General features: G+C 61.6%; 22 protein-coding genes and 2 tRNA genes. 10 read left to right on the top strand and 14 right to left on the bottom strand.

Translation table 11 applies throughout. The annotated features are described in order from the left end of the window. Nucleotides 1-573 precede the first annotated feature (573 nt). Together ICM05_RS06420 and ICM05_RS06415 are read left to right on the top strand one after the other, a co-directional pair. Nucleotides 574-1233 (top strand): hypothetical protein, encoded by a 660-nt coding sequence (locus tag ICM05_RS06420; protein WP_188023762.1) that lies wholly within the window; start codon nt 574-576, stop codon nt 1231-1233. 125 nt (nt 1234-1358) lie between these two features. Then, a complete protein-coding gene (locus ICM05_RS06415) occupies nt 1359-2351 on the top strand; it encodes an endonuclease/exonuclease/phosphatase family protein (RefSeq protein WP_188023761.1) in 993 nt (330 codons plus the stop codon). Here ICM05_RS06415 and ICM05_RS06410 read toward each other — a convergent pair. The 11 genes from ICM05_RS06410 to ICM05_RS06360 all read right to left on the bottom strand — a co-directional run bounded on the left by ICM05_RS06410 (nt 2262) and on the right by ICM05_RS06360 (nt 9627). After that, the gene (locus ICM05_RS06410) at nt 2262-3533 is read right to left on the bottom strand and encodes a putative peptidoglycan glycosyltransferase FtsW (protein ID WP_188023760.1); all 1272 of its coding nucleotides are present in this window, start codon (nt 3531-3533) and stop codon (nt 2262-2264) included. The genes ICM05_RS06415 and ICM05_RS06410 overlap by 90 nt on opposite strands. 10 nt (nt 3534-3543) lie before the next feature. Then, the gene (locus ICM05_RS06405) at nt 3544-4902 is read right to left on the bottom strand and encodes an LCP family protein (protein ID WP_188023759.1); all 1359 of its coding nucleotides are present in this window, start codon (nt 4900-4902) and stop codon (nt 3544-3546) included. A gap of 93 nt (nt 4903-4995) precedes the next feature. Continuing rightward, nucleotides 4996-5490 (bottom strand): hypothetical protein, encoded by a 495-nt coding sequence (locus ICM05_RS06400; protein WP_188023758.1) that lies wholly within the window; start codon nt 5488-5490, stop codon nt 4996-4998. A gap of 168 nt (nt 5491-5658) precedes the next feature. Next, nucleotides 5659-6243 (bottom strand): copper chaperone PCu(A)C, encoded by a 585-nt coding sequence (locus tag ICM05_RS06395; RefSeq protein ID WP_188023757.1) that lies wholly within the window; start codon nt 6241-6243, stop codon nt 5659-5661. A gap of 113 nt (nt 6244-6356) precedes the next feature. Next, nucleotides 6357-6989, bottom strand: coding sequence for a hypothetical protein (locus ICM05_RS06390; protein WP_188023756.1), 633 nt, complete (start codon nt 6987-6989; stop codon nt 6357-6359). Nucleotides 6990-7033: 44 nt separating this feature from the next. Continuing rightward, nucleotides 7034-7426, bottom strand: a complete 393-nt coding sequence (locus ICM05_RS06385; RefSeq protein WP_188023755.1) for a DUF3054 domain-containing protein — start codon at nt 7424-7426, stop codon at nt 7034-7036. After that, nucleotides 7423-8223 carry an inositol monophosphatase family protein gene (locus ICM05_RS06380; RefSeq protein ID WP_188023754.1) on the bottom strand — a complete coding sequence of 267 codons (801 nt, stop codon included), beginning with the start codon at nt 8221-8223 and terminating at the stop codon, nt 7423-7425. Before ICM05_RS06380 ends, ICM05_RS06385 begins: the two co-directional genes overlap by 4 nt. Nucleotides 8224-8406: 183 nt before the next feature. Next, entirely contained in the window at nt 8407-8706 is a 300-nt protein-coding gene (locus ICM05_RS06375; protein ID WP_188023753.1) for a zf-TFIIB domain-containing protein, read from the bottom strand. Nucleotides 8707-8863: 157 nt separating this feature from the next. Continuing rightward, nucleotides 8864-8937: transfer RNA gene (locus tag ICM05_RS06370), tRNA-Lys, on the bottom strand. 262 nt (nt 8938-9199) lie between these two features. Beyond that, nucleotides 9200-9273 (bottom strand) — tRNA-Lys (locus ICM05_RS06365). 147 nt (nt 9274-9420) lie between these two features. Further along, complete coding sequence (locus tag ICM05_RS06360) at nt 9421-9627, bottom strand: hypothetical protein (protein ID WP_188023752.1); 207 nt, start codon at nt 9625-9627, stop codon at nt 9421-9423. Nucleotides 9628-9881: 254 nt separating this feature from the next. On the opposite strand from ICM05_RS06360, the gene ICM05_RS06355 reads away from it, so the two are divergent. The 4 genes from ICM05_RS06355 (at nt 9882) to ilvC (ending at nt 14172) form a co-directional block, all read left to right on the top strand. Further along, the gene (locus ICM05_RS06355; RefSeq protein ID WP_188023751.1) at nt 9882-10118 is read left to right on the top strand and encodes a hypothetical protein; all 237 of its coding nucleotides are present in this window, start codon (nt 9882-9884) and stop codon (nt 10116-10118) included. Nucleotides 10119-10710: 592 nt separating this feature from the next. After that, nucleotides 10711-12597 carry an acetolactate synthase large subunit gene (locus ICM05_RS06350; RefSeq protein WP_188023750.1) on the top strand — a complete coding sequence of 629 codons (1887 nt, stop codon included), beginning with the start codon at nt 10711-10713 and terminating at the stop codon, nt 12595-12597. A 3-nt stretch (nt 12598-12600) separates the two neighbouring features. After that, the gene (gene ilvN, locus ICM05_RS06345; RefSeq protein ID WP_188023749.1) at nt 12601-13110 is read left to right on the top strand and encodes an acetolactate synthase small subunit; all 510 of its coding nucleotides are present in this window, start codon (nt 12601-12603) and stop codon (nt 13108-13110) included. A 45-nt stretch (nt 13111-13155) separates the two neighbouring features. Beyond that, entirely contained in the window at nt 13156-14172 is a 1017-nt protein-coding gene (gene ilvC, locus ICM05_RS06340; RefSeq protein WP_223160368.1) for a ketol-acid reductoisomerase, read from the top strand. A 226-nt stretch (nt 14173-14398) separates the two neighbouring features. On the opposite strand, the gene hrpB is transcribed toward ilvC, so the two are convergent. The 3 genes from hrpB to ICM05_RS06325 form a co-directional block, all read right to left on the bottom strand. Then, nucleotides 14399-16978, bottom strand: coding sequence for an ATP-dependent helicase HrpB (gene hrpB, locus ICM05_RS06335; protein WP_188023747.1), 2580 nt, complete (start codon nt 16976-16978; stop codon nt 14399-14401). A gap of 58 nt (nt 16979-17036) precedes the next feature. After that, the gene (locus ICM05_RS06330; protein WP_188023746.1) at nt 17037-17951 is read right to left on the bottom strand and encodes a DUF4190 domain-containing protein; all 915 of its coding nucleotides are present in this window, start codon (nt 17949-17951) and stop codon (nt 17037-17039) included. A gap of 183 nt (nt 17952-18134) precedes the next feature. After that, the gene (locus ICM05_RS06325; RefSeq protein WP_188023745.1) at nt 18135-18995 is read right to left on the bottom strand and encodes a DUF4190 domain-containing protein; all 861 of its coding nucleotides are present in this window, start codon (nt 18993-18995) and stop codon (nt 18135-18137) included. 228 nt (nt 18996-19223) lie between these two features. On the opposite strand from ICM05_RS06325, the gene ICM05_RS06320 reads away from it, so the two are divergent. From ICM05_RS06320 to ICM05_RS06305, 4 genes are all read left to right on the top strand, one after another. Further along, nucleotides 19224-19781 carry a hypothetical protein gene (locus ICM05_RS06320; protein WP_188023744.1) on the top strand — a complete coding sequence of 186 codons (558 nt, stop codon included), beginning with the start codon at nt 19224-19226 and terminating at the stop codon, nt 19779-19781. Then, nucleotides 19781-20104, top strand: a complete 324-nt coding sequence (locus ICM05_RS06315; RefSeq protein WP_188023743.1) for a hypothetical protein — start codon at nt 19781-19783, stop codon at nt 20102-20104. The genes ICM05_RS06320 and ICM05_RS06315 overlap by 1 nt, the downstream gene beginning before the upstream one ends. A gap of 116 nt (nt 20105-20220) precedes the next feature. Continuing rightward, nucleotides 20221-21810 (top strand): phosphoglycerate dehydrogenase, encoded by a 1590-nt coding sequence (gene serA, locus ICM05_RS06310; RefSeq protein WP_188023742.1) that lies wholly within the window; start codon nt 20221-20223, stop codon nt 21808-21810. Nucleotides 21811-22038: 228 nt separating this feature from the next. Beyond that, entirely contained in the window at nt 22039-22257 is a 219-nt protein-coding gene (locus ICM05_RS06305) for a hypothetical protein (protein ID WP_188023741.1), read from the top strand. Nucleotides 22258-22261: the final 4 nt, after the last annotated feature.

The following is a 22261-nucleotide window of genomic DNA, read 5'->3' as shown; positions in this document are numbered from 1 at the left end:
GCCAACCCCGTGAAAGCGGCACTTTCTGTCGAGATCTCCCCTTTCAGTGCGTAGAAACTATGGTTCTCGGGAGAAAGGGTGCTTCTTGAAGGGTTAACTCCGGGCCCATGCCCAGTTTGCGCTGTTGAGCGGCCCGGTGGCGGGCTTTCGCTGCCAAATGGATCAGTTCGCGTCACGCTCCTCGTCACTGCTTGACCTGCATAAGTCGAGGAAACTTAGGCTCCTTGGAGAAGTCGAGTCATCTCTATCTCCAGGCGGAAACATGAAGGTGCTACGAGCAATTTCCATTCTTGGCGCAGCAGCGCTTCTGAGCGTTGGGGTCGTGGCAATTGACACCGCTGTAGATGTTCGACCAGCGCATGCCGAGCCGCTATGTGGTGCTGTGCCTACGCAGAACCAGGGATTCAACAAGACTTGCTCCAGTGCACGTCATTTCAACCAAAATGAGGTTCGCGGCGTAAAGCAGACCTATTTTGGAAATCGAGCGGGCAAAGGCCAGTGGTCGCGACAATCTGACTGCAAGACCAACGTCATCGGATAAGGGATGTCGCTCATTTGAATGTTCGGAGCGTCATGAAGCCACAGCGTCGCGAATGCAGATACTTGATCAAAGTCTCAGGCCTGCTTTGGCTGTGTGCGACGCTCCTTTTGGCGAGCACCGGCTGTGCCGGCGAGACGAATGGTTTAAACACAGATTACCCTGGCACGGCGCCAGGAATCGACATCCCAGAGTTCACAGGACCCTGGGCAGCAGAGTTTCAAAGAGCATACGAAGAATCAAGAACTGACTTCGAGCGTGAGGTCTTGCAAGACGAGGTGATTTCGGAAGCCGAGTTTGCAGCAATGCGTGAAAAGCTGCGCAGCTGTCTTGAATCGAACGGGTTCGATGAAATCATCTTTTACCCGCGGGGTGAGATGACCGTAGGTGGTCCCGACATCGTCAATGGAGAAGATCAGCTGAAACGTGCTCAGGACTGTTCGGCGAGTTCCGGTGATTCAACTATAGGTACGCTCTATTTCTGGATGAAAGCGAACCCTGCACACCTTGACAACGCGACCATCGTGCTTGAGTGCCTGTTGAGGGAAGGGCTGGTGAGTCCGGATTACACGAAGGCCGAGTACGAGATTGATATGCCGAATGACTCTGTGCCGCTTCTCAAAGGGAAACCGCGTTCGGGGCTGAACGAGTGCATGCAGGATCCACTTGGACTTGTGCCGGTTGAGACGGGATAGCGCAGAAAAAAGAAAAGAAGCGCTGGACAGCACGGTTTCGGAACAAAGAATCTGAAACCTGAAATCCGGCACGGCCGTGGCGCTGTCAGGAAGATTCATAGCCACGCTCCACTAGGCTGACTCAAATGTCGGCACAATCGCTTTACTCACCGCAGAGCGCCCCGGGCGCCCCGAGCGGGGAGAAGCGTGCGCGCCGCAGGAAAAGCCTCGGCGTTGGCGGCGCATTTGTCGTGGTGTTCAGCCTGCTGTTGATCGCGGTCGTGCTGCTTGGTCGTATGCCTGGCTTCATCGGCGCCGGAATCGCGGTTGCCCTTCCCTGGCTCGGCTTTGTGGTCGCCCTGCTCGTCATCTTTGCCTTCACGCTCCGCCGGAAATGGTGGCTCGTGATTGCGCCTGTTGTGGTCTGGGCACTCGCTGTGTCGCCCGCGGTAACGTGGATACCCGAAGCCGCAGGAGACATTGACCCCGCGACTGATCTGGTCTTTGCGAGCCAGAATGTCGAAGCAGGGTCTGGCACCGCCGACGTGTCAGCGAGGACCCTCGCCGAGCACGGAGCCGACGTCATCGCCCTCACCGAGCTCGACGCAGATTCACGCGCGCTCGCGGTGGACGCGCTCGAAGACTCACATCCGTACTCATACCTGGTTGGTACGGTCGGTCTCTGGAGCACCGTCCCGATCGTCGATGCATACCCGCTCGAGCTCGGCCTCGGTTGGAAGCGCGCGCTCAACGCCGAACTCGAAACCGACGCAGGTCTCGTGAGCGTATACGTGGTCCACGCGGCATCGTTCCGCCCCGGCGAGCAGGCCGACCGAGATGGGATGCTCGCCGCTCTCGGTGAAGAGATCGCCGCAGACGAGACCGACCGCGTTGTCGCGCTCGGTGATTTCAACGCGGCAACGACTGACCCTGCGCTTGCGCCGGTGCGCGCACACCTTGTCGAGGCGAAGCAAGCAGTGCCCGGAATTTCTTTCACCTGGCCCGCATCTTTCCCTGTGGCGCGGATCGACCACATCTTCGAACGCGGCCTAGCGTCGCGCGGCGGGGAAGCCTTCCTGGCCGGCGAGAGCGACCACCTCGCCGTGCTCGCTGTCCTCTCGCTCGTTGAGCGCGACTAACGCGGCCTCCTCCCGTACGCAAGCAAGTACCGCGCCCACGCACAATAGCGTCGAGATGAGCGAGGTGCCCCCGGCAGAGACGAAGGGCAACGGCACACCGAGTACCGGTGCATAGCCGAGCACCACGGCGATGTTGACGATCATCTGGGTGGCGATCCACACGACGGCGCCGCCGGTGAGAATTCGCGCGAAGGGGGTCGTGAACCGGTTGATCAGCGCGATGCACACGACCGCGAGCACGAGGTACAGCGCGAGCACTCCGAGTGTTCCAATGAGTCCGAGTTCCTCGCCGATGATCGCGTAGATGAAGTCCGTCTCAGCTTCGGGGAGCCATTGCCACTTAGCTTTCGAGTTCCCGAATCCCGCACCGAACATACCGCCAGCTGAGAGCGCCCAAAATCCGTTGAGTGACTGCCAGCACATATCCATGGCATGCTCGATGTCCGTGAGGCAGTCAACCTCGAAGAAATGGGTCAACCGGTAGACACGGTTCGGCTTGATGATGGTCATGATCGCGACGCCGGCGACGCCGAGGAGGGCGATGCCCGCGAGGATCCGCGCCCGAATTTGCGCGAATATGAGGCAGCCGAAGATCAAAGCGCCGAGGATCATGAGTGTGCCGAGGTCACCACCGATCACGTTGATGAACATGGAGAGTGCAACGACAGGGATGACGGGGATCCAGACGTGCTGCCAGCGGCGCAGGAGCGGTTCTTTCGCGGTGAGGACTGTCGCGACCCAGATGAGGAGCACGAACTTCATGAACTCAGCTGGTTGGGCCGAAAACGGGCCGAGCTGTAGCCAGTTGCGATTGCCTCCCGCCTCGTAACCGAGTGGGGTGTAGACGAGGATCTGCAGGAGGAAACCGATACCGAGGAGCCACCAGGCGAACTTCCGCATGGTGCGGGTCGAGACCTGACTGAGCAGCACCATGCAGAGAATGCCGACGAGCGCGTATCCGCCCTGCCGGAGCGCCCCGGACCAGGGGTTCGAGCCGTTCGCGATCGCGACCACCTGGCCTGCCGATTGGACCATAGCAACGCCAGTTCCGACCAGTAGCAGCACAACCACCACCAAGACGATTGCGAGCGAGCGCAGCGGCCCAGCCTGCGCCGGTACGAGTGCGAACCGGGAAGGCTGGGCCGCGGGCAGCGAGATCCACTGCTGACGCGTGGGTGCCATTGAGCGCGGCTTAGTTCACGCAGGGAATGGCGCCGGCGCGGATCGGGTCGTCCCAACTGTCGTACACCGGAAGACCCGTCTCGTTGGTTTTCTGCTCTGCGGGGGATGCCGGAGGATCGACGGGAGTTGGCGCGCCTGCGTCTTCCGCTGTCTCGTCCGTCGTTGTCGCATCCGCATCGTCGGCATCGGTTGACGCGTCAGCCAGGTAGCTTCCATCGAAGTAGGTGCCGGCGAAGATGGCGGCGACGATCTGCTGGATCTCTTCCTGATCCACCGTATTCACGTATGCGCCATCGATCATGTCGAACTCAAGGATCGGCAGCGTGACAAACTCAACGCCCGTCTTCGACACCTCACGGGCCATCTTCACAAACTTCAGTACGTCGAAGTTCGTATCAAGCGCGACATGGGTTGTCGTGGCGTCCATGAGCGCCGAGATCTTCTTCGGGCTGGTGAACGTGCTCTGGGTGTTGATCTTGTCAACGAGCGAGATCATGAATGCCTGCTGGCGGCGCGAGCGGTCAAGATCGGTGAGGAACGGGCCATCCTCGCTCGTATCGCGGCGCTGACGCACGAAACTCATCGCCTGCTCAGCGTCGATCTCCTGCACGCCTGCAGCAAAGTCTGCGCCAGAGTAGGTGTCGACAGTCGCCTCATTGAGGCACACCGTGAGCGGCTGCACTGCCTGGGCAACGTGGTAGAACCCACCCATGGTCATCTCAACAAAGTGATCAATACGAACGTCGCCGAGGAAGTGCGAGACGGTCTCAATCTGTGCCTGGCGGCCAGCAGCACGGGCCTCCTGGTAGATCTCATCCTCGCTGAGCTCGGACTCCTCCTCGTAGAGATCATTCATGCGCTGCTGGAGCGCAAGGCCGTAAGCCTCCTTGATCTTCGAATTCTCGACGCCAAGGGGAGCGCCCACGATCTCGACGTAGTCATCGCGGGGGATAGAAATCCCGACGGCCTTCGAACGGTCTTCTGGGACGTGCAACAGCATGAGGACGTTTGCGTTGTATCCGCCGTCACTCTCGTCGCCCGCGCGGATCGCATCGTAGACCTCCGCGGGAAGCGGGTCGCCATTCTGATCGAGACGAGAGTCCATACCCATGATCAAGATGTTCTGCTCACCAGAGTCGTCGAGCACATCGTCGACGAGGGGGAGCGAGAAGTCAGAGCGGGAGATGTTGTCGTTGAAGTTCTTATACGCGAGTGCGATTCCGGCACCCGTGAGTACGAGCGCGCCAGTGAGGACGCTCGCAATGGTAATCGTGACCCGACGCCGCCGAGTCCGGCGGCGCTGGCGGCGTGTGAGAGCCTCGTCGATGTCAGAGACGTGAAGGGTTTCCGTGGGACGCTGGGCGTGCATAAAATTCCGTTCGATGCTGCGGCGGGGCCGCGCGACAGGGACTGTCGTGTGAGCAACGGGCGCACGAACGCGCGGGCGGCGCGTGCGCGGTGCTCAGGCAGCGATCAACGGTGGTGTGGTGGGAACTTCAGCGACGGGCTGCGCTGGCATGAGGAGGCGCCCGAGCTGCACGCGTTCGCCCGGCGTGAGAGAGGGGAGACGCACCTCTGGCGTGGTCCAGTGCACGGGACCGTGGTCGTTCGAGTGTGCCTGTGCGCCCATGCCGGAAGCCGCGACGGCGGTATCAGCCTGCGGAGCAATAAAGCCGAGATCGTCCTCGCAGAGGCCGGAAAAGGCCTTATCGTCAGAACGGACAGCGTTGGCGTCGTCGGCGTCAGTGTCGTCTGGCTCGCCAACACGGGTGGCTGCTGACTTCTCGAGCGACTCTTTTTCAGTACGTGACTCATCGAACCGCAGCGTTTGTGTCGTGGCACCGGCATTCGGGCCGGCCGAGACACTCTCCAGGATGTCGATGACCCAGAACGTTGGCGTAAACAGGAGGAAGGCGAGCAGCACTGTGACGAGCTTGTGCGGTGCACGTTTCGACAATGCGTCCTCCTTCTCCGTGAAATGTTGCCGTGGAATGCGCGTGGCTACGGTGAGCTCAGCGCGTGGGGGTTCGATGCTAACAATGAAAGCTTTGGATGCTTTCAGGTTTATCGTCAGACCGCACTGGTGGGCGGATCGAATTGCCGATCCGCCCACCGCGGTGACTACTTAGTGCTCCATCGAGCTGTGATCCATCTCCATGTCATCGTGGCTGGTGGTGCCGTCTTCGTCGCGGTAGTTCTCCTTGGCGCCCGCGTAGTCCTTCACCATTGCGTTAAAGGTGTGCTCGGAGCCGTCCGAGAACACGAGTGTGAACTCAACGTCGTCGCCGGCCGGGACTGCCTGCTTGAGATCCATCAGCATGATGTGGTTGGCACCGGGTGCGAGCTCAAACTTGCCGTGTGCGGGAATCTTGTAGCCGTCCTGCACCTCCTGCATGACGTTGTTGCCCGAGCCATCTGCGACGGTCTCGTGCAGCTCGACGTCGTCAGACAGCGGGGACTTCGCCGAAACGATCTGCAGCTCTTCACCCGAGGTGTTCTCAATCGTGCCAAATGCGCCGGTCATGCCCTTATCTGACGCCTTGAGCCAGAAATCGTGAAGCTTCACTGCGTCAGCCTGGGTCTTCGCAGCTGCTTCCTGCTTCGTGTTCGAGCCTGCGTCAGTACCGGTGCTGCTGCAGCCGGTCAGTGCGAGCAGCGCTGCACCAATCACTACGGATACGCGAGCGGTACGAGTCTGGAACTTGTTCATGTGTTTTCGCCTTTCAACCTGCGAATCATCGGCCGCGCGAGGGCAGGCCGAATGCGCCCGAGCGTGCGGGCGCGAAAAATGATGTTGCTGGAGGAACGGGGCACAGCGCAGTCTTACGCTGGGAGCCCCGTATCGCGAGGTGGCCCACGGCGGTGCAGAGCGGAAGCACGCAGCTCGTCAAGGACGCTCCAGCGCGCAGTTGCGATGCGCGGTGCGCGGATCGGGGCAGCGATCAGAACCGGACATACCGCAGGAACAAGCGCGTGACGTAGCCACTGAGCGGTGCGGAGCGCGAGGACCCGCAGGGCATCGAGGGTGCGTTCGCCGAGCGTCAAGAACACGACCGTCGCAACAGCGCCAAGCCCGTGTGAAGCCCACATCAGCGCATCGCCGTGTAGCAGGGCGACCGTCGTATCGCTCAGGAACGGCGCGGGGAGGGCGTCAGCGGTGACGAAGTGCTGGTGTCCCGATCCGCCAACCATTCCCGCTTGCTTGGTGCCCAACACGAACAACGAGTGGAACAGCGTCTGACTGGCAATGACCGACAGCGTCAGTCGCGTCACCGAAAGCCGTCTGCCAGCGAGCAATACGCTCACGAACAGCGACAGCGCGAGCGGCACGACCACACCGAGCAGACCCGGCATCTCGCCGCCAGCGGATACGTGTGACAGCAAGGCGACGAAGGTCGCGCAGAATGCAGCAGCAGACCCGCGCACAACGTGCGGAAGGCGTGAGGTTTGCTGCATATCGCTATTCTTTCAGCCCCTACTGGGAAGCACCAGAATGCGTGTTATGCGCGGCGACGACGGATGAGCGACGAGATGAGACGCCAGCCCACGAGGAAGAGGCCGAGGACGCCAATCGTGACGAGCACGAAGGCGAACGCCGTTCCTGCGCCGGTAAGGGCGCGCAGCAGCATGCCAAAGAGCACGGTGCCTGACCAGACCGGAATGCCAGTGCGAATCACCTCACCTGGCGCTCGCCATGCGCGGACAATGAGCCACATGATTGCGAGGCCAGCGAGGAACGGCCAAGCGGTCTCGAGGAGGCCGAGCGCGGTGGCATCACGTGAGTGGCTGCTGCGCCCGAGCGCGGCGAAAATCAAGACCAGGATCACGTCGAGCAGCGCGGCTGCGATCACGGTACGCGGCGCGGGAGCGATGGCCTGCGGCGTGCGGCTCATGCCTGTGCCGCCTTCGCGCGGGTCACAACGTCGAGCACTGCGTCATGCACCTTGCCATTGGTAGCGAGAGAACTGCCGTTCCACGCGGAATCAGCGCCCGTGATATCGGTAAACGTGCCGCCAGCCTCGCGCACGATTGGCACGAGCGCGGAGAGATCGTATGGCTTGACATCAAACTCGGCGACAACGTCGACGAGGCCCTCTGCGAGCATCATGTACGACCACATGTCGCCGTACGCACGGTCGCGCCACACGGCACGGGTGAGCGCGATCAGCGGATCGAGGTAGCCGGCAAGATCCCACTGTTCGATGCTCTGAAAACTGAGCGACGCGTTCTCGATACCTTCAACGCCGGAGACCTGCAGACGACGCGGCTCTTCGCCACGACGCCAGCCCCAAGCGCCGCCACCGGTCTCAGCCCACCACCGCTGGCCAAAGGCAGGTGCCGAAACGACGCCAACCGTGGGAACACCGTCAACCTCGAGGGAGATGAGCGTTGCCCAGTTGGGAACGCCGCGCAAGAAGTTCGAGGTGCCATCAATCGGGTCGATCACCCAACGGCGTGAACCACGCTCGGTACGGCCAGACTCTTCGCCGAAGAAGCTGTCCTCAGGGCGTTCTGCCTCAATGCGGGCGCGGATCGCGTCTTCGACTGCCTTGTCTGCGTCGGTGACGAACGTACGGTCCGGCTTGGTTTCGATCGTGAGGTCAGCGGCCTGGAAACGCTCGTGCGAGATCGCATCAGCGAGGTCGGCGAGCTCAAGCGCGAATACGAGATCTTCGGAGTAGGCGGTCATGGTCGAAGCCTACCGCGCCAGAGTTATTGATTGCTTGGGGCGTGAATACGTGCCGCGTACTCTGCGGCCTGCGACGCCCCAGTTTGCAAGCAAAAGAGTCCCGTCATGCGTAGGAAACGATGTGTTTCCGCAGACGGGACTCCTGTGCTGGGTGGCTTCGGTTCACCGAAGGTTAGTGAGGAATTAACCGAAGATGTCACCGAGGAGTTCGAAGGGACTCTGCTTCTTGCGTGGCTTCGTGTACCCGCGGTCGTCGTAGTTTGGCTGGCGCTGCTGGTACGACTGCGGCTGAGGCTGCGGCTGCTGCGGCGCCTGTGCGGGGGTAGCGAGCTGGGCAGAAGCGCTTGCGGCCTCTACCTGGGAGATGATCTTGTCGAGCTCTCCGCGGTCAAGCCAGATGCCGCGGCACTCAGGGCAGTAGTCAATCTCGACGTTTCGACGCTCGGACATCACCAGTGTGGAGCCATCATTGGGGCACTTCATGGTTTGAGCATGGCATGCTCCGCGACATTCGTGCATCAATCTGGTCAGCTTCAAGGCTGATTCCAAGTTTGGTGAGGTGGTCTGGTGCGCAACTGCTCTCAGCCGGTATGCCGCAGCAAACAAAAAGGGCGAGATCGTGAAGATCTCGCCCTGCTTGTGCGCCCCCGGGGAATCGAACCCCGAACCCTCTGATTAAGAGTCAGATGCTCTAACCAATTGAGCTAGAGGCGCATGTTCCCGTATTTGGCAACGAGGAATACTCTAACACGGTCGATTCGAGTCACGCAAAATCGGCGGTGGCTTTCGAAGTGTCGCGCGTGATTTCAACGATTCTCCGTAGATATGTAATCGGCCGGAGATATGCGGAATCTCGCACCAAAGGCCATATCGAAGGCAGATCGTATATGTGCGGGAAATGCTGAAGGGCGCGGCGCCCACCACGGGCCCCAAGTACAACAAAAAGGGCGAGATCGTGAAGATCTCGCCCTGCTCGTACGCCCCCGGGGAATCGAACCCCGAACCCTCTGATTAAGAGTCAGATGCTCTAACCAATTGAGCTAGAGGCGCCCATTGCCGTGCTTGGCAACGATGAATACATTAACACGGCTTTGCTGAGCCGCACAAAATCAGGTCAGCGGCCCGTGCGTGTCGTCTGGTTGGCTGTGCGTGATCCGCGCCAGGAAACGCCTGGTGACGAAGCTGCAGTGGGTGAAATTACTCGCCGAATGCTTCGAAGTCGGCGTCCTCATCTTGCATGGCGACGCTGGCGATTGCGAGAGCGAGTCCTGCGGCCCACACACCCCAGACGAGAGCAATACGCCAGTCCTTGCGCATGCTTTGGGTGCGACGCACGGTGGTGAATGCGCCGGCTGCCGCGCCGATGACGCCGGGGTTGGTGACGTACTTGCCGATCGAAGCCATTGAGGTTCCTCCGCTACTGAAGTGGCTGGTGGGTGAGGTTGCGATCGATGCCGCAACCTTGCCCATCATGTGGGTGACCCGGGTGGTGCACTGACTCAAAATTCTGGGTCGGGGCACGCGCTGGCGGGTGTGATCACACTACCGCGCCGACGTGGGGTACGCTTGGTTTGGTTCACGCGAACATTTGGTGCGCGCGAAAAGACTTCATGGAGCCGCGGGCTCCAGTGTGAAATCAGTTCCTATGGAGGGCAGTCATGGCAAAGAACGAGCAGCTGTTTGAAGAGAGCTCGCAGGGTGCAACGAGCGCGATCACCGTTATCGGCTTCCTGCTTTCTTGCGTGTTCGTATTCGGCGGCTTCTACCTGTTCGGTGCGGGCTTTAACGCAGAGCTTCCGCTGATGACGCAGCTCTCGATCTTCGCTGGCGGCCTCGTTGCAGAGCTCATCGGCTGGATGATTCCCTTCGTATTCCTCCCCGCTATCGGCAAGTAATTACGCGCTGTAGCGACAAGCGATGAGCGAGGCTGGCAGTAGCTGGTTGTAGCAAAAGGAGCGGATCGGACCCTTCCGATTCGCTCCTTTGTGCGTTCCCGCCTCATCTTCGGTGATCTTCGTCATGAACGCGTGTCGGCATATGGCTTGCCCCTATGCTGGGAGACATGGCAATGGGGTGCATTGGGTCGCGTGTGCGCGACGACACGCGAGCGCGTTCGCGCGCTCACGTGAATGCATTACTATTGACAAGTGGACAGGCCACGGTTGGCACAACCGAACCGGGGCTTGAACATTTGGAATCAGAGGCGCTGAGCACAGTTTCGCGTTTCTGGATCGGCGATGTCGACCTGAATCGGGTCAATATCGCGCCGCATACGCTCGACGTGCTGGTAGATCCCGCAGAGCTTGTAGCCCGACAGGACAGTTGGGCTCGCTTCCTTATCGCTATGGCGCCATTGCGCCCGCATCGCGCGCGACTCTCATCAGCTCCGGCTTCCCGCCGTGAGCATTGGCAATCCCAAGATGGTGTCGTTCGGATCGACGAACGTAACAGCGACTGCACTAGCCGCGCTTCCCACAGCGGCACTACTTGCTTACGCAGACGCAGGTCTCGTTCTCACGCTCGGTCCCCGCAGTGTGTGCCTCACGCGAAACAGATCAATCCACTACTCACGAAAGACACGTAATGTCATTGGAATCGAGTGAAGAACTCAAGCACGGCCAGCGCGGCGAGCGTATGACCGGTGCTCAGGCGGTCGTTCGCAGCCTGGAGTCCCTCGGGGTCACCGATGTGTTCGGCCTGCCCGGCGGCGCTGTACTGCCGTTGTACGACACGCTCATGGATGGCAACGACCTTCGTCACATCCTCGTACGCCATGAGCAGGGTGCTGGTCACGCTGCAGAGGGCTACGCGGCTGCAACCAACAAGGTCGGCGTCTGCATCGCGACTTCGGGCCCTGGTGCAACCAACCTGGTGACCGCGATCGCTGACGCATACATGGATTCGGTCCCGCTGCTCGCGATCACCGGTCAGGTGTTCTCGCACCTCATGGGCACCGATGCGTTCCAGGAAGCTGACATCGTCGGCGTCACGATGCCGATCACGAAGCATTCGATCCTGGTCAAGAAGCCTGAGGACGTTCCCGGCGCGATCGCTGCGGCACACCACCTCGCAACGACCGGTCGCCCCGGTCCCGTTCTCGTGGACATCACGAAGGACGCACAGGAGGGCGAGCTCGATTTCGTCTGGGATCCCCGCGTCGACCTGCTCGGCTACCGTCCCATCACGAAGGCAAACAGCAAGCAGGTTCAGGCAGCTGCCGACCTCATCGCTGCGGCAGAGCGTCCCGTGTTCTACGTTGGTGGCGGTGTGAACCGTGCCGGCGCTTCGGAGGAGCTCCTGCAGCTCGCAGAGCTCGTTGGCGCGCCAGTTGTCACGACCCTGATGGCGCGCGGCGTATTCCCTGATTCGCACGAGCAGCACCTGGGCATGCCCGGTATGCACGGCACCGTTCCCGCGGTGCTCGCGTTGCAGGAATCCGACCTGCTCATCACCCTCGGCGCGCGTTTCGACGATCGCGTGACCGGCAAGGCTGCGCTCTTCGCGCCCGATGCCAAGGTGATCCACGCAGACATCGACCCCGCTGAGATTGGCAAGATCCGCGCCGCTGACGTCCCCATCGTGGGCGATGCTGCCGAGGTCATTGCGGATCTGATTGCTGCGGTCTCGACCGCCAAGCTGACCCGTGAATTCGCGGATCAGAGCGCATGGTGGGAGCGCCTCAACATGCTCCGCGAGCGCTTCCCGCTCGGCTACCAGCCGACGAGCGACGGCCTGCTGTCGCCGCAGCACATCATCCAGCGCATTGGCGAGCTCACGGGCCCCGAGGGCATCTACGCCGCTGGTGTTGGTCAGCACCAGATGTGGGCTGCACAGTTCATCAAGTACGAGCGCCCCGGCGCTTGGCTGAACTCGGGCGGCGCAGGCACCATGGGCTACTCGGTACCCGCAGCAATGGGCGCAAAGGTTGCCGAACCTGACCGTCACGTTTGGGCAATCGACGGCGACGGCTGCTTCCAGATGACCAACCAGGAACTCGCGACCTGTGTCGTGAACAACATTCCCATCAAGGTTGCGGTCATCAACAACTCGTCGCTCGGCATGGTGCGCCAGTGGCAGACCCTGATTTACAACGGTCGCTACTCGAACACCGAGCTCAACACCGGTCACGGTTCGGTTCGCGTGCCTGACTTCGTCAAGCTCGGTGAAGCCTACGGTTGTCTCGCGATCCGCGTTGAGCGTGAAGAAGAGATCGACGCTGCAATCAAGCTCGCGCTTGAGACCAACGATCGTCCCGTTGTTATTGACTTCGTGGTGAGCGCTGACGCAATGGTGTGGCCGATGGTCCGCCAGGGTACGTCGAACAGCGACATCCAGTACGCACTTGATCACAGCCCGGAATGGGAAGGAGAGTAAGCCATGGCACGTCACGTTCTGAGCCTGCTCGTCGAAGATAAGCCAGGCCTGCTCACCCGCGTTGCGGGTCTCTTCGCCCGCCGCGGTTTTAACATTGAGTCGCTCGCCGTTGGCCCGACCGAGGTGCAGGGGCTTTCCCGCATCACCGTCGTTGTCGACGAAGATGAGGTGCTCCTCGAACAGGTCACCAAGCAGCTCAACAAGCTTGTCAACGTCATTAAGATCGTTGAACTCGAAGAATCGAACTCTGTGCAGCGCGAGCATGTGCTCGTGAAGGTGCGTGCTGATAACCAGACACGCTCGCACGTGCTCGAGTCAGTGTCGCTCTTCCGCGCACGCGTCGTAGACGTTGTGCCCGACGCGCTGACGATCGAGGTCACTGGCGACAGTGGCAAGATCGAAGCCTTCCTCCGCGTCCTCGAGCCGTTCGGCATCAAGGAGATCGCGCAGTCGGGCCTCATTGCGATGGGCCGCGGCTCAAAGTCGATCACCGAACGCGTGTTCAAAAGCTAATTTTTCACATTCCATACGAATATAAGGAGGCCACTCGTGGCTGAAATGTACTACGACAAAGACGCAGACCTGTCGATCATCCAGGGCAAGAAGGTAGCTGTTGTCGGCTACGGCTCGCAGGGTCACGCACACGCAATGAACCTTCGCGATTCGGGCGTTGAGGTCGTCATCGCGCTCAAGGCTGGCTCGAAGTCGATCGCCAAGGCTGAAGAGGCTGGCTTCAAGGTTCTCTCGGTTGACGAGGCTTCGGAGTGGGCAGATCTCATCATGATCCTCGCACCGGACCAGCACCAGCGTTCGATCTACAACGATCAGGTCAAGCAGCACCTCACCGCTGGCAAGACCCTTGCATTCGCACACGGCTTCAACATCCGTTTCGGCTACATTGAGGCTCCCGAGGGCGTCGACGTTATCCTCGTAGCTCCCAAGGCTCCCGGCCACACCGTGCGCCGCGAGTACGAAGCTGGCCGTGGCATCCCCGACATCATTGCAGTCGAGGTTGACGCATCGGGCACCGCTTGGGAGACCGCAAAGTCGTACGCTAAGGCAATCGGCGGCACCCGCGCAGGCGTCATCAAGACCACCTTCACCGAGGAGACCGAGACCGATCTCTTCGGCGAGCAGGCAGTCCTCTGCGGTGGCGCTTCGCAGCTCGTTCAGTACGGCTTCGAGACCCTCACCGAGGCTGGCTACCAGCCCGAGATCGCTTACTTCGAGGTGCTTCACGAGCTCAAGCTCATCGTTGACCTCATGTGGGAGGGCGGCATCGCTAAGCAGCGTTGGTCGGTTTCGGACACCGCTGAGTACGGCGACTACGTTTCGGGCCCCCGCGTGATCGATCCTTCGGTCAAGGAAAACATGAAGGCTGTCCTCGCTGACATCCAGTCGGGCGCATTCGCAACCCGCTTTATCAACGACCAGGATGCAGGCGCTCCCGAGTTCCTGTCGCTCCGCGCAAAGGGCGAGCAGCACCCCATCGAGACCACCGGTCGCGAGCTGCGCAAGCTCTTCTCGTGGAAGACCACCGACGAGGATTACGTCGACGGTTCGGTTGCACGCTAAGTAGCGTTCGCTTCACTCGTGAAGTATTGGCGGTGCCCCGGGACTTCGGTTCCGGGGCACCGCTTTTTTGTCTTTTGCTCGGTGCGAGCTTGCGAACTCTGCTTTGGGGGCTCAGCCTCGCGAAACAGACCGTTTCTGCCGAGATGAGCCCGTTCTGGCGCAAGAAACACCCCTTCTCGAGAGAACGGGTGCGTTTCGAGGGAGCGATGTGCGAAAGTGCTGCGAGCTAGCCGTCGAGGCGGGCCTGCGCACGCTTGGTGCGGGCAGTGGCGACGGCCGTCCAAGGGTCCTCAGGCCAAGGATGCCGCGGGTATTTGCCGCGCATTTCCTTACGAACCTCCTGATAGGGGCCGTTCCAGAACGATGCAAGGTCATCCGTCACAGCAAGCGGACGCCGAGCCGGTGACAACAAGTGGAACAGTATCGGCACACGGCCTTCTACGAGGCGAGGCGTCTCTGCATAACCAAACAGTTCTTGGAGCTTCACGGCCACCACAGGCGATTGATTGCTCGCATCAGGAAGCGCATACTCGATGCGCACATGCGAACCAGAGGGGACCGCAAGCCGCTCGGGGGCGAACTCATCGAAGCGGGCCGCTGCCGGCCAAGGAAGCAGCCGTCGCAGGGCAGCAGTGAGCGAAATCTTGTCGAGCGCAGCCGACGGGCGGACTGAGGCGAGATCAGGCCCAAGCCAGTCCTCGAGGCCGGTGAGCAACGCCGCATCATCGACCGCGGGCCACGGTGCCCCAAATTCACGGTGCAGCAGCGCGAGACGCCCACGGAGCTGCAGCGCATCGTCGCTCCAACCGAGCACGCCGAGGCCTGATTCGCGAATGTGCGCAACGAAGGCAGCTGCGGTGTCGTCGGCACGAGCCGCAACCGGCTGCGCACTCAGCATAATCGCGCCGAGCTTGCGCTCCTCGCGCACCTGCACTTTGCCGTCAACAATGCGCGCGGATCGGCCACGCGACAACAGCCCAGCGCCAATTTCGAGCGCGGCCTCGGCAGTGAGCGCACCCGCCATGCGAATGACTGCGCCAGTGCCGTCTGCGATACGACCCTCGGCACGCTGCACTTCGCGCACGGCAATCCATTCGGCGGTGAGGAGGCCGCTGCCCTCGGGAAGCGCAGCTCGGGTTCCGCTCGCGAGCAAGTACGTGCGTGCGTGATCGCCGGTGCGGTGTGCGATCCACTCTGGTCGGGAGAGCGCGAGGACTTCGCCCGCGTCTGGGATTCCAGACGAAGGTCGTGCCGAAGCAGCGTCCTCGCGGGCGATCCGCTCCAAACGTTGTACCTCACGCTTCCAACGCTGGGCTCCGGGCGCACGTCCCGACCGGAGCTCGGTGAGGAGCTTGCCAAGATCCGCTGACGGTTCTCGGTGATCGTCAGAGATTGCGGCAACGATTTCGGCTACGCCGTGCGTATCACCGAAATATTGCGTGCCAGAAAGCAGGGCGCGTGCCTCGCGCACGCCGACCGGCAACTGCGCAACACGTGTACCGAGCAGGGTTGGCCTGCCGTCCGCTGAGACAAGCGAGAGCGCGAGGAGCAGCGACTCAGCCTCGACCATCGATGTTGCCGGGGGAGCAGTGGGCAACGCAAGTCCGCGCCCACCGGGGGTACCCCAAACTGCGAGGAGGAGGGCCGCGTCGAGGAGATCAGCCGAAGCGATCTCGGGGGCAGCCGCAGCTGGCATACGTGCGAAGTCGGCCTCGCTGTACACACGCACCGCGTGGCCTGGCCCGAGGCGGGCGGCACGACCCGCGCGCTGCTCGGCACTCGCGCGCGAGGCGCTGACAGTCACGAGTCCGCTCATGCTGCGAGCACGATCGCGGCGCACCTCGCGGGAGAGTCCGGAATCGATGACGAGGTGTACGCCGGGCACGGTCAAGGAGCTTTCCGCGAGTGAGGTGCTGACGACGATCCGCGGGGGTTCGCCGGCCGAGCGCCCGCGGACCGCGCGGTCCTGATCCGCCGATGCCAAACGACCGTGCAACGGGAGGACGTCGACAGTCACCGATCCGCGCCCCGCAGCAACCCGCTCCGCGATGAGCCGCACGGTCTCGTCGACCTCGCGCGCGCCTGGAACGAACACGAGCGCATCGCAGCCGAGGGCGCGCTGCTCCGTGACGGCCACCTGCGCGAGGTGTTCGAGGTAGCCGCGCGTGACGCCGCGATCGTCGAGGCGACCCGCGGCGTAGGGGGCGTAGCTGTGCGTGAGCGGGTGCAAGACCGATGGGATTTCGACCGTGGGCGCGGATCCCAACAGCTCAGCGAACTGAGCCGCGTCGAGGGTGGCCGACATCGCGATGACGACGAGGTCGTCGCGAAGCGCGCGAGCCTCTGCGACGAGCGCGAATAGGAGATCGCCGTCGAGGGAGCGCTCGTGGACCTCATCGAGGATTACGGCACCGACACCAGTCAGCTCTGGATCAGCAAGGAGCTTCCTGAGGAGCACGCCAGGGGTCAGTACCTCGATTGCGGTGTCGTCGCTCACGCGTCGTTCGCCGCGTACGGTGAATCCGACGGCGTCGCCGACTGATCCGCCATCCAAGGATGCGATGCGCCGTGCGGCTGCGCGAACGGCGACCCTGCGCGGCTGCGAGAGCAACACGGTGCCGCCGTTGCCGCCCGATGTGCTGAGCAGGTTCGCGATCAGCGGCGGGATGAATGTGGTCTTGCCCGTGCCAGGCGGCGCGGTGATGACTGCGGCGCCGGTGCGCACGGCTTCCTCGATGGCGGATCGCGCCTCAGCAACGACAAGGCCAGCGCCGATGCGCGTGAGATCAAACTGATGGGAAGCCACACAACAATCCTAGGGAAGGTGCGACTGGGTTTCTGCCGTTCAGCGCCTTGCTGAAGTGTTAGCGGTTGAGTTCGTAATACTCTTCCGAAGCAACTTCGGCGGCCTGCTCGGCTGCCGCAACCTGCTCCTGGGTGAAGCCGCAGTCGGTGACGGCCGCGTACTGCCACTTGTATTCCAGGCTCGTCATCGAATCGGTGAAGTACGCGTCGCGCACGGTGCCGCTGACAATCTTGCTGTCGAAGAGTTCAGCGTCTTCCTTGAGACTCTTGGCCTCGGCGCACACGGCGGTGCCACTGAACCCGCCCTCAACCCAGAAGACCTCGTCCTTACCAGTGAGTGTGGTGATCAACGCGGTTTCTTCTGCGATGGTCCACTCGTCGTAGAAGCTGTCGTCAGGGGAGACATACTCGTCAGACGAGTCGGTGCCATAGTCATAGCCGTAGTCGCTGCCGTAGTTGTAGGTCGAAGCACCAATACCGAAGAGAGTGAGGAAGCTGAAGCCAATGACCATCCAGACCACCAGGATGAATGCCCAAATCGCGGTGCCTACGTAGCCGATGATGAGGCCGGCGATTGCCATACCGCGTCCGCGATCAAGGCGCTTCTTGATCTGGCTCAGTGCGATGTGGCCGAGCACAACTGCAGCGACCGAAATGATTCCGAGCGTGAAGAAGCCAACAATCGCTGCGATAAGCGACAGGATGGCGAGCACGTTCATCGGTGCCTGCGACTGCGGATACTGCGGAGCAGGCTGCTGGCCGATGTACGGCGGTGTCGGAGGGACGCCCGGCGCGCCGGGTACGCCTGGTGCTGCCTGGTACGGCTGCGCTGGCGGCTGATACGCGGGCGGAGCCGCGGTGTACGCCGGGGGAGCTGCCGCGTATGCCGGTGCGTCTACCGGGGGCGCTTCATACTGGGGTGCCTGCGGCTGCTGCGGCGTATCCTCGGGCCGCTCGGCGTTTTCGTTCGTCATGCTGTGCCTCCGGTAGCTAATTGTTCATTCCAAGGGTATTCCAATAGACCAGGGGATGTAAGCGACTGAGTGTCGCTTAACTCAGTAACGCTGCGGATCTGAGCGGGGAACGATCCGCGCCCCAAGTGAAACGCAACAGGGCGGGCGAGGAAAACCCCGCCCGCCCCAAAACGCGTGATGTGGCTAGCCGACGAGGCGCTCGAAGAAGTCATCGGCCGCATCGGAACCGAAGTCTGTCGCAGATTCAACCTGGTCAATCGTGTAGCCACAGTCGGCCACAGCGATGTCGTCCCAGTCGAGCGCGAGTCCGGCGCTACCGTTCTCCCCGAAGGACTCAGCAACAGTGCCCGAAACGATCTCATTCCCGGTCATGTCTACATCAAGAGCGAGGCCGGATGCTTCCTTGCAGACTGCGCCACCGGTCGCGCCACCGGGGACCCAGAAGATCTGATCCGAGCCAGTGAGTGTTGTGACAATCGAGGTCTCAGCGAAGATTTCAACCTCGCGATAGACCTCGTCGGTGACGTCATTGCCATTCTCATCAGTGATGATCTCGCTCGAATCAGTGTCATGTCCCTGGTCAAACTCGATGTTGCCGTTCTGAGTCGCCGCGAGGAATCCGATGCCGAGAATGAGACCGAGCACCAGCAGGATCGCCCAGAGAACGATGCTGACGTAGCCGGTCACGAGGCCGGCAATTGCGAGCCCCCGGCCACGTTCGCCGCGCTTCTTAATCTGGCTGAGTGCGATGTGGCCAAGAACTACCGCGACCACCGCGGGGATGCCGAACACAAAGAGGCCGACGATGCCGAGAATGAGTGAGATCAACGCCATGGTGTTCAGGCGAGGCTGCATCGGCGCGGATGGCGCGTACGGTGCGGACGGCACGTAGCCGGGCTGCGGGGGAGTTGGCTGCTGTGCTGCCGGTGGAATCTCTGGTGCCGCCGGTGCTGGTGGTGCCGCCGGCTGCGCAGGCTGCTGTGTCTCGCCAGGCAGAGTGCCCTCAGGCTCGCCCACTGGCTGTTCTGGATTTTCGTTTGTCATCCTACGCCTCCGTCGATTGATTGATAGTTCCAAGGTTATGCCAAGAAAGCCAGGTTGTGCAGCAAATTTGTGGTTCCCAAACAGCTGCGGTACCCGCGCTTGCCGCCGGTTTGGTGGCGGTGGTGTCCCTCGCATCATCGGGGCTTCCTGGCGTCATGTCGTCGCGCGTGAAGTCGTCTCAACCGAATCCTCAGAGAAGCCATGGCTGGCGTGACTACACTGAGCTGCGTGAAGAAGAAGACTGGAGACGCGGGCGAGGCCCGCTCGATCCGCGCCGGATGGACCGTTGCAGCAACGGACGCCACGCCAGATACTGCAGCCGAACCCAACGCTCATGCGAAGCCAACGGCCGATACGCCAGAGGTAGGGGAATCGAGCGTAGACGCTCACGTCGCAACGACTGCGAGTGTCCCTGGGGGCGATCAGAACGATGCCGCTGACAGTCCCGAGGTGGCTTTGTCAGAGGCGCCGAAGCAGATGAGTGCCATGCTGCTCGTTGTGCTCGGGATCGTCGGTGGACTCTACATCTTCTACGCATGGGTCACACTGACCTGGGTGCGCGCGTACTCTGCAGCGATCGAGGCCTCTGTCGCAGGGAGCGGTGCCATTGGCGCATTCTTCCAGCAGGCAATGTACTGGTTGTCGCCGCTTGCTGCGATTGCTTGGTTTGTTGCGGTGCTGGTGCTGTACCGGAAGAAGCCCATCAAGCTCATCGTCGGACTCGTGCTCGGCCTCATTATTCTCGTGCCGATCCCCTTCCTCTTCTCGATCGGAGTCGCACTCTAATGGCGAAGCGCATTCTCGGATGGGCATACGCGGCCATCCTCCTTCTCTTCTTCGTGTCATCGACGGTATTCGCGGTTGCGAACCTCGTTGGTATGAGCAGCCTTCGTGGTGACTCGCTTTCAGTGCTCGGCTGGGGACTCCTGATTCTGAATGTTGCTGCACCCGCACTTGCGCTGCTTGCGGCACTCTTGCTTGGACGCAAGCGGGGCGGCGGATCGAAGCTACTGTTGCTCACAGTGGCACTCTGCGTCGTGGCTGCGATTCAGTTGGATGTCTTCCACCTGCTGTTCCCGATTGAACAGATCGGGTATTTGTTTCAGTAATAGTGCGTAGTTCTCGGGAACGCGAGCGGTTCTTCTTCGGGGAACGGTTATAGACTGGCTGTGTTCGCGCGCCTCGCGTGACAATTTCTGACCGCCACCCTGAGAAGGAACCGCTCGTGTCAAAGCCGGTCGTGCTGATCGCCGAAAAACTCTCGCCCGCTACTATCGCCGCGCTCGGCCCCGACTTCGACGTGGTTCACGTCGACGGAACCGACCGTGACGCACTTCGCAAGGAACTCGCTACCGCGAGTGCTGTGCTCGTGCGCTCGGCAACTCAGATCGATGCCGAGGCTCTCGGCTGGGCTCCCGAACTCAAGGTCGTCGCTCGCGCGGGCGTTGGCCTTGACAACGTAGACATCAAGGCTGCAACGCAGGCTGGCGTCATGGTAGTGAATGCTCCTACCTCCAACATCATCAGCGCTGCAGAGCTGACCGTTGCTCACATCCTGGGCCTCGCTCGCAATCTGCAGCGCGCACACGCTTCGCTCTCGGCTGGCGAGTGGAAGCGTTCGTCGTTCTCGGGCACCGAGCTCTACGAAAAGACGATCGGTATCGTCGGCCTCGGCCGTATCGGTGCGCTCGTTGCTGAGCGTCTCCGTGGCTTCGGTGTCGAGCTCATCGCGTTCGACCCCTACGTCACCGCAGCTCGCGCACAGCAGCTCGGCGTACAGCTCGTGTCGCTCGAAGAACTCGTAGAGCGCGTCGACTTCCTCACCATTCACATGCCCCGCACTCCCGAGACCCTCGGCATGATCGGTGCAGAGCAGCTCAAGGCAATGAAGAAGACCGCGTACGTGGTCAACGTTGCACGCGGCGGCCTCATTGACGAAGCAGCACTCGCAGCGGCACTCACCGAGGGTGAAATCGCTGGCGCAGCACTCGACGTCTTCATGCAGGAGCCCCCGGCTGACAACTCGTTCACCGGTCTCCCCACCGTTAACGTGACCCCGCACCTCGGCGCTTCGACCGCTGAAGCGCAGGAGAAGGCTGGCGTTGCAGTTGCAAAGTCGGTTCGCCTTGCACTCTCGGGCGACCTCGTCCCCGACGCAGTGAACGTTGCTGGCGGCGTCATCGACGAGTACGTTCGTCCCGGTCTGCCCCTCACCGAGAAGCTCGGTCAGATCTTCGCAGGTCTCGCGTCGGGTCCCCTCGCGTCGGTTGACATCGAGGTACACGGCGAGCTCGCAGAGCACCGCGTTGAGGCGCTCCGTCTTGCAGCGCTCAAGGGCATCTTCTCGAAGATCGTCAGCGAGCCTGTTTCGTACGTGAACGCACCGCTCCTCGCAGAGCAGCGTGACGTTGAGGTTCGCTTCTCGACCGACAGCGTCGCAGAGAGCTTCCGTAACATCATCACCCTTCGTGGCTCGCTCACCGATGGCACCCAGATCTCGGTCTCGGGTACGCTCACCGGCCCCAAGCAGGTTGAGAAGATCGTTGAGATCAACGGCTACGACCTCGAGCTCGCTATCTCGGAGCACCTCATCGTCTTCAGCTACACCGATCGCCCCGGCATCGTTGCAGCATACGGTGGACTCCTCGGCGACGCAGGCGTGAACATCGCTGGCCTCCAGATTGCACGCGACGAGAAGAAGGGCACCGCACTTTCGGTTCTTTCGGTCGACACCGCAATCGAAGCTGAGCTGCTTGAGCAGCTCAGCGAGAAGATCGGTGCAGACCGACTTCACGCGATCGACATCGACGCCTAAGACTGTCCTGCTGTCTCGGCAGTCGTAGTCGTTCGGGGTTCACCACCTCGGAAGCCAGGCGTTTCCAACAAAAATGCCCCTTTCATGCACATGAAAGGGGCATTTTTGTATGAACGGCCCCGTTTTGCGAGGTGACCCACCGGAACGATCTGAGGCGCGTAATCGCCCGGGCGTTCGCCGCCAAAACTCAACGAGCCAAACCACGAGCGCAACTGATAACCTGGCTGCGTGGGCATTTGCCCGCATCAACGAAGCGCGAACGAGTCAGATCTCGAGCTGGTCTTCGGTGGTGGATCCCTTGCCAAGCCTGACATGGCTGAAAGTGACCGTCGTATCTCGGCGGCCATCAGGTGGAGCAAGTGGTCTTCCACTGAACATCAGTCCGTGGTCGCCCGCGCAGCAACCTGGCGTCGCCAGGGTGAGCTGTGCAGCGTTCGCCTGGAGTAAAGGA

It is taken from the genome of Leucobacter sp. cx-42, from assembly GCF_014529985.1.
Taxonomy (GTDB): Bacteria; Actinomycetota; Actinomycetes; order Actinomycetales; family Microbacteriaceae; genus Leucobacter.
This window is presented reverse-complemented; position numbering and strand designations above follow the sequence as displayed.